Here is a 7,663-nt window from a genome sequence, read left to right as displayed (position 1 = left end):
GTTGAAGATTTGAGTGAGTTACTTTTTGATTTATCTAGTTCAGATAAACCTGTTAAATGCCTCGCATGATGTCAGTCAATAGCCTTCATAGCCTTGATTTAACCTCTCGACAATTAATCCACCCTGCCTAACCCCCCTTAAGAAGGGGGGGACAAGAGTGTTCAATGTTTCGCTTGTTAAGGGAGGAATCTGTTCATTCAAAGTCCCCCTTCTTAAGGGGGATTTAGGGGGATCTAGACTTGGAGATAAACGAGAAATTCCGCTAAACCGATGTTGCAAATTAATTCCAACGGCGGCGCTAGGCAAATAACTCACCACAAAATCCCCACCAAACAAAGCATGAATTGGGAAGCGGTGCAAGTCCCGGTGCGGAATCAAAATTAACTCCGTAATCCCCTCTAATTGCTGTTCAATTACATCAATTTTCAGGATTGCATTGAGTTGTGCAAATTTACTTGCCATTCCCCCACGCCAAGGATGATTTTGTTGACTGGTTTTCTCCTTAGATTGATAATCGGTGTATTGTTGATTCCACTCCTTCACCCATTCTTCAAATTCATCGGGAAAATCGCTGAAACAGGTTTCGGGAGACAACAAGCCATCGGATTTAATGATGAATGTTGTCAGGGCTGCGTCGCTGAGATGCCAGTAAATCGCGCAGGTTGTGGGATTGAGAAGTTGCTGAATTTGGGCGTGAGTGACTGTCTCTGCTGTTTCGTAATCGGGAATTGGCAAGGCATCCAGCAGCCAAGATAGGCAGACATTTTTATCGGTTTCTGCTGTGGCTAAGGCTTGGGCAAATTGCCCGGATTGGATGTATATATTTACGGTTAATTGTTCAAAGCTAACTAATTTGTCGGTTAGTTGCTGTTGGGTGAGTTGGGAATAGTTTTGCTGTTTCAGCAAGCGTTGCAATAAATCGGTGGCATCTCGTCGTAATTTATTTGCTTCGTCGGCTTTTTTTCGGCTTACTAAAGTTCTGATTAATTTCTGCAAAACTTCTAGATGCAGTTTTAGGAAAGTATCTGGTGTTAGAGTTTTGAGGGCTTCTTTGTAGCTGGTGGTGGCTTTATTCCAATAGGTGGTGGAAGAATTGAGTTTTCCGCAACTATAATGAGCATCTCCTAGTGCTTGATGCAGTTTTCCATATCCTTCGGGGTGGGTGTTTTGTTGGCAATATTCTAAGCCTGCTTTTAATGTTAATATTTCTCCTTCATAGCCACGCTGTGTCAGGTTGTGAGTTAAGAGAGTTCTGGTAACAGGTGGAGATTTAGGGAATTTTGCTTGTAAGATTTCATAAACTAGCTCGTTATGTTTAGATGTGTTGCTGACTGCTATACTCCGACTGCTCCAGGCTTTGTGGTCATCTGGTTTGAATTCTAAGGCTTTATCGAAGGAGGCGATCGCTTCTTCAAGCCTGCCTAAATTACCCAGTTGAACGCCCCGATCAAACCAGACTTGGTGTTGCTCTGGTTTGATTTCTAAGGCTTTGTCGTAGGAGAAGATCGCTTCTTCAAGCCTGCCTAAATTACCCAGTGCAATGCCCCGATTAGTCCAGGAAAGGTGAAAATCTGGTTTAATTTCTAAGGCTTTATCGTAGGAGAAGATCGCATCTTCAACTTTGCCTAAATTAACCAGTGCAGACCCCCGATTGTTCCAGGCTTCGTGTTGATCTGGTTTGATTTCTAAGGCTTTATCGTAGGAGGCAATCTCATCTTCAAGCCTCCCTAATTTACGCAGTATATTGCTACGACCGAACCAGGCTTCGTGTAAATCTGGTTTGAATTCTAAGGCTTTATCGTAGGAGGCGATCGCATCTTCTAGCCTGCCTAAATCATACAGTGCAGAGCCCCGATTGTTCCAGGATTCGTGTTGATCTGGTTTGATTTCTAAGGCTTTGTCGTAGGAGGCGATCGCCCCTTCAAAATCTCCTTTCATACATTGCTCATAGCCTCGATCGCACCAAGCCTCAGCCTCTCCACCAACATCCTCATCCCCCTCACCCGAAACTGGCGGAAACTCAACCAAAATCTCCCTACCAACATTCCCCGCCGCCTCTCCCAATTCCCCACCCGCAACTCCACCCAACAACTCCAACCTGCGCGCCAATTCCTGAAGCGATACCACCGCATCCGCAGACGCTGTACTCCCCTGCGCGCCCTCCAACGATCGCACTCCAAACCTCCGCAACCAAGCCGCCAGATCGCCATTTTTAATCTGTTTTGCGATTAAGAATCCCGCAACATCGCCTCTTCCCCAGCCCTGATTCACTCCTTCGAGAAGTTCCATCAACTTCGCCTCGTATTCCGCATCTGTCAAAGTTGGAAGAACCCCCCTCAGTCCCCCCTTGCTAAGGGGGGAAGCAAGATTTTCTTTCTTGTCCGTCCCCTTACCAAGCGGGAAAGAAAAATTTTCTCTCTTGTTCCCCCCCCTTACCAAGGGGGGGGTTAGGGGGGGGTCAGAATCTTTGCCAAAAACCCGTAATATCCGGTGAATTAATTGTTTGAGGAATCGCCAGATTTTATCTAACATTGGTGAGATGGTGAGGCGGTTTATTTTTTTTATTGTATAGCCTTTTTCAAAAAGATGAGGTATGACTGGTAGGTTGTATAACTGCTTAAATTCAGAGGGCTGAAGCCCAACAACGTACCCGGAGGGCTGAAGCCCAACAACGTACCCGGAGGGCTGAAGCCCAACAACGTACCTGGCAGAATTCCATTCACCACCAATCTCAATCAGCCGCAATTTCAAGCACTATTTTACCCGTTACTGAGCCTGTTTCTAACAACTCATGGGCAGCTTGAGCTTGTTCTAACGGGAAAGTTTGGCTGACGTGAATTTTGAGCAAATTACGATCGCACAAACGAGCACACTGCTGCAAAATCTTCGCCTGCTCTTGCTGTTCCTCTACCAAATTTTGCAGCATCGGAGTTAACATTAACTCCAGACTGATCCGCAGATTCCGCATTCTCGCAGTTTTCAAATTGCCCAAAGCCGGATCTGGTTCCAAAATTGTTACCAAATCTCCGTAAATCTTCACAGCCGGAATAGTTTGGTAAAACGTTTCTCCCCCGACTGTATCAAAAGCCAAGTCAACTCCTTGGCCCTCAGTCCAAGCCAAAACCCGATCGACAACATCCGTATTTTTGTATAAAATAACTGAATCTGCACCTAACTGCCGTACAAACTCGGCTTTTGCTTCGGAACTAACAGTAGTGCAAACCTCAGCACCCTGCAATGCAGCCAACTGTACCGCGACGTGGCCGACTCCGCCTGCACCTGCTAGAATGAGCACTTTTTGGCCGGCTTGCAAGCGCCCTCGATCGTACAGCGACTCCCATGCTGTAATTAGAACTAAGGGTGCAGCCGCCGCCTCAACAAAACTTAAAGCAGCAGGCTTGATGGCCAGAAAGCGTTCGTCTACAACGGCAAATTCGGCATAAGTACCGATCGACCCGCCTAAACCCCCGTGGCAGAAAAAAACCTCGTCTCCGACTTGGACACTCTGCACAGCAGCACCGACAGCTTCTACCACTCCAGCACCGTCGCACCCCAAAACGTGAGGAGTTTTCTCGGGGTAAAAAGTGCCGCGCGATCGCAACTTAGTATCTATCGGATTGATGCCTGCCGCCCGCAACCTTACCAAAACTTCTGTTTCTGTTTGTATAGTAGGGACTGAGATATCTTGCAGTTTCAATACGGATGGGCTTCCGGGAGTTTCAAAAACGATCGCTTTCATCAGGGGTATTAACTCTATTTTCGCCTTCACCTCCAATCCTACCTTGTATTCGTTACTTATCCGTGACGATACTTAGTTATTTTTAATAATATAGACTGGCTTTAATTCAACTGACAATTGACAGTTGACTTGGGACAGCTACCTCTATCTCGAAGTCCGAGGATTGGAGTGATGAATAATCTGATTTTAATTTCTCCCGATCGGGATTCCGGCTTTAAACCAATTCTTTCTGGTAACTACTATAATTGTCGAGCGGTGCTAATCGATGTTCGAGCTAGATTTATTCTTTTACTTTGAGATTCTTGCATACCTTCTGGGATTATCGGCGACTTTAGTCTTGGCGATCGCGATTTATCTCAAGTGGCAACGAAGGCATCCCAGTCTGCCAACTGCCGAAGAGCAACCGCAGTTGGCAGAATTACAGCCAGATTTGTCTGCGAGATTGAAAATTCGGAAAAACTTGTTGATTTTTCCCCACTCAAATCTGTTGGCGATCGCTGACAGCTTCTTGGGTAAACTGTTAGGTATTGGCTGCAATCTATTCTTAGCCCAGCAACAACCCCCAACTGTGAATTCTTCTCCTCTTGTAGGGCCTTCCACCAGCAAAACCGTTAGTCTGAACATCCAGGGTTCGATCGACCAAAATGGCGTAGCTTGCGGGGCTCCCAGCCATCGCCCTCCTAACGACAACCCTCCCAACAGCAGCACTTCCCCGCAATTAGAGGAAGACTTGCTAGGTGACATTCTGGCAGGTACTAATTCGCCAGGGGGGACACAATTCTTTGATACCTTAGTTCCCCACCTAGCCTCAGCACTAGGAGTTCGCAGCGCCGTCGCTGCCAAATCGATTAAATCGATCGAACGCGCCGATCTAACTCCCGATAAATTACAAGTTATCAGTTTTTGGAGCGACGGACAGCCACAGCCAAATTTTGAGTGCAACACCGCCAATACTCCCGAAGCGCTGGTGTTTGAGCAGGGAATGTACTCCTGTCCAGACCGCCTCCTGGAAACCTTTCCTGAAGACCGCAGACCGATCGTTACAGGTTCGCGCAGCTTCCTGGGAATCTTGCTGAAAAACTCCTACGACGAAGCTTTAGGCATTATTTGTATTTTCCACGATCGCCCCCTACTAGAAGCACATCTTGGCAAATTTGAACTAATTATCAGCATCTTTGCCGGACGGGCCGCCGCCGAATTAGAGCGGCAACGCCTAGAAGCAGCACTCTGCACCGTGGAAGCGAAATACTGCGCGCTTGTGGAACAAATGCCGGCTGTCACCTACATTTCTCCCCTCAACCGCAGCGCTGCCAAACTTTACATCAGCCCGCAAATCGAGACTTTTCTGGGTTATTCTGTAGCTGAATGGAAGGCAGACCCAGATCTGTGGCTGAAACTCGTTCACCCAGAAGACCGCGATCGCGTGTTAGTTGAAAACGCCACACAGAAATTTACCGACGGAGAAGATATCTTTAGCGACGGCCCGCTGGTGTCAGAATACCGCGCGATCGCCCGCAACGGCAGAATTGTCTGGTTCCGCGATCGAGCGATCGCAGTTCGCGATCGAGCCAGCAACTCCGTCATCCTTCAAGGCGCAATGTTTGATATCACAGAGACTAAAATAGCTGCCAGCGCCCTGCTAGAAAGCGAATACCGCTATTACACTTTAGCTAAAATACTGCCAGTCGGGATTTTCCGCGCCGACGCTGCGGGATATTGTTTGTATGTCAACGAGCGATTTTTGGAGATGGCGGGACTGACTGCACCAAAGGCACTGGGCGAAGGTTGGGCGCAAAGTTTGCATCCCGAAGACCGCGATCGCATTTTGAACCAGTGGTATCGCGCTGTCACAGATAAATTGCCTTGTAAGTTAGAATACCGCTTTTGCAACGGCGACCTCACAACCTGGGTATTTTGGCAAGCAGTGCCGGAAATTGACCACAATGGAGAAGTTCTCGGCTATCTCGGCACGCTGACAGATATCAGCAATCGCAAGCAGGCAGAATTCGCGCTGCAACAAGCCGAAGAAAAATACCGCAGCATCTTTGAAAACGCGATCGAGGGAATTTTTCAAACAACTCCTGACGGGCGCTATCTCAGTGCCAATCCGGCTTTAGCCAGAATTTACGGCTACGAGTCTGCTACCCAACTGATCGCAAACATCCACGATATCGAGCGCCAACTCTACCTCGATCCCAACCGCCGCGTCGAGTTCTTGGGTGCGATCGAAAAACACGGTTCTGTGTCTGAGTTCGAGTCCCAAGTTTACCGCGCTGACGGAACTACTATCTGGGTTTCCGAAAACGGCCGGGCTGTTCGCGATGCTGGTGGCAATTTGCTTTACTACGAAGGTACTGTAGAAGATATCACTCTGCGGAAAATAGCTGAAGAGAAGTTAGTACACGATGCTTTGCACGATACCCTGACGGGTTTGCCCAACCGAGCTTTATTTATGGATCGTTTGGGACACGCGATCGAGCTTTCAAAACGCCGTCCCGAGGTTTTGTTTGCGGTGCTGTTTATCGATCTAGACCGCTTCAAGGTGGTTAATGACAGTTTGGGGCATTTAGTGGGCGATCGCTTGCTAATCGCGATCGCCCAGCGCCTGGAAATCTGTTTGCGGGCTGGAGATACCGTTGCCCGTCTCGGCGGCGACGAATTTGCTATTTTGCTGGAAAATATCAAAAACACCGATGATGCGATCCACATTGCCGAACGAGTGCAAGCGGAACTGGCAGAGCCTTTTTATCTCAACGAATATCAAGTTTTTAGCAGTGCTAGCATTGGTATTGTTTGTTCCGGTTTGCCACAGGATCCCAACAATTTTTCCGAATTTTCTAGTCCAGGAAATCTCGGAAATGTCGATCTAGAAACTGCTTTGTGTTTCCTATCTCCCGACTCTACGGTTCCCGCCCCATTCCGAATATTGTACGATCGACCAGAAGAACTGCTGCGAGATGCAGATGCTGCCATGTATCACGCCAAGGGATTGGGCAAAGCTCGCCACGAAGTTTTCGACTTAAGTATGCACACTCGCGCCGTCGCCCTTTTGCAACTGGAAAACGACTTGCGGCGCGCTCTAGACTCCCAGGAATTTCAGCTTTACTACCAGCCCATCGTCTCTCTAACTAGCGGTAGAATCAGCGGTTTTGAAGCGCTGCTGCGGTGGTATCACCCCGAGCGCGGTTTAGTAGCTCCCGGTGAGTTTATTTTAGTAGCAGAAGAAACTAAATTGATTGTACCTATTGGTTGGTGGATGATGCGATCGGCTTGCTGTCAGATCCATCAGTGGCACGAAAAATTCCCAGCAAATCCGCCGCTGACTGTCAGCGTCAACCTTTCTAACGAACAATTTAAACAGCCGGATTTAATCGATCGCATTCGTGAGATTTTACAAGAAACTCACCTTGACCCCCGCACTTTAAAGTTAGAAATTACCGAAGGGGTGATCGTGGACAATGCCGAATCAGCCGCCGCTATCCTCTCCCAATTGAAAAATTTAGAAATTGAATTATATATTGACGATTTTGGCACAGGCTATTCTTCTTTGAGCCGCCTGCACACTTTTCCCACTGATGCCTTAAAGATCGATCGAGCTTTTGTGAGCCGCATGACTGAAGATGAAGGAAACGAAGCTATTGTAGAGACTATTTTGATATTAGCCCGTCATTTAGGCATGGATGCGATCGCTGAAGGAATAGAAACCATCGAACAGCTTAATTTGCTCAGAGCTCTGCAATGCGAATACGGACAGGGATACTTTTTCTCAAAGCCTGTAGACACCATCACAGCCACAGGTTTGATCGAAAGTCAACCCCAATGGTAATTAGTCAGTTGACGGTTGACAGTTGTCATTAGTAATAAGAAGTCGAAAGTTAAAAATTAAAATAGGGAGCATCTCATTTTTGAAAAAATCATTTTTTA

3 protein-coding genes are annotated in these 7,663 nt (G+C 47.4%); 1 reads left to right on the top strand and 2 read right to left on the bottom strand.

The genetic code is table 11. The features are described 5' to 3' along the window. Nucleotides 1-75 precede the first annotated feature (75 nt). Nucleotides 76-2,319 carry a tetratricopeptide repeat protein gene (locus tag QZ938_RS14525; RefSeq protein ID WP_293352119.1) on the bottom strand — a complete coding sequence of 748 codons (2,244 nt, stop codon included), beginning with the start codon at nt 2,317-2,319 and terminating at the stop codon, nt 76-78. 412 nt (nt 2,320-2,731) lie between these two features. Beyond that, entirely contained in the window at nt 2,732-3,739 is a 1,008-nt protein-coding gene (locus tag QZ938_RS14520; RefSeq protein ID WP_293352180.1) for a zinc-dependent alcohol dehydrogenase family protein, read from the bottom strand. Nucleotides 3,740-4,004: 265 nt separating this feature from the next. Between QZ938_RS14520 and QZ938_RS14515 the strand changes: the two genes are divergently transcribed. Next, nucleotides 4,005-7,565: a bifunctional diguanylate cyclase/phosphodiesterase gene (locus QZ938_RS14515; RefSeq protein ID WP_293352120.1), complete on the top strand. Its 3,561-nt coding sequence runs from the start codon at nt 4,005-4,007 to the stop codon at nt 7,563-7,565. The last annotated feature ends 98 nt before the right edge of the window (nt 7,566-7,663 follow it).

This window comes from Microcoleus sp. CAWBG27 (assembly GCF_020883145.1).
In the GTDB taxonomy this organism is placed as follows: domain Bacteria; phylum Cyanobacteriota; class Cyanobacteriia; order Cyanobacteriales; family Microcoleaceae; genus Microcoleus.
This window is presented reverse-complemented; position numbering and strand designations above follow the sequence as displayed.

Bases quoted from the DNA above. Each gene is read 5' to 3' on its own strand.
- QZ938_RS14520 (WP_293352180.1), bottom strand. From the start codon at position 3,739: ATGAAAGCGATCGTTTTTGAAACTCCCGGAAGCCCATCCGTATTGAAA.
- QZ938_RS14515 (WP_293352120.1), top strand. From the start codon at position 4,005: ATGTTCGAGCTAGATTTATTCTTTTACTTTGAGATTCTTGCATACCTT.